This window comes from Dellaglioa sp. CoH-57-MRSF-17 (assembly GCF_056782015.1).
The window spans coordinates 1-332 of record NZ_JBXAXY010000097.1; the positions used below are offsets into that span (position 1 = coordinate 1).

Below are 332 nucleotides of genomic sequence, written 5' to 3' on the forward strand. Positions count from 1 at the left end.
AGCAGCTCAGCGCAACTTCCGTGGTATTTCGTGGAAGGTGCTACATGCCCATTCCGGGTCTACGATCAAGTAACGATCTTTCGCGAAGGTCGTGATCGTAAGTACCCATCGAAGTACAGCGTAGATAACCTGCGTCTCGATATCTATTCGGACTCTTCCAACCAAGCATTCAAGTACCTACAGGCGTGGAACAATACGATTCTCACGCCATTTGGTGCCACGGCAGCTGCCACGATGGGCGGTGGTTGGGGACGCCCGTCGGACTACAAGAAGCCAATCTTCGTGTATCTGTTGGACGTGACTAACTCCGTGGTTGCCGTCATTGAATATGT

The 332-nt window shown here is 51.8% G+C and carries 1 protein-coding gene; it reads left to right on the plus strand.

Annotation, left to right across the window (positions count from 1 at the left end; all coding sequences use genetic code 11):
- Window positions 1-332, plus strand: a 332-nt coding sequence (locus AC1RPJ_RS08035) for a hypothetical protein (RefSeq protein ID WP_481762886.1), incomplete at both ends; no start/stop codon positions are given.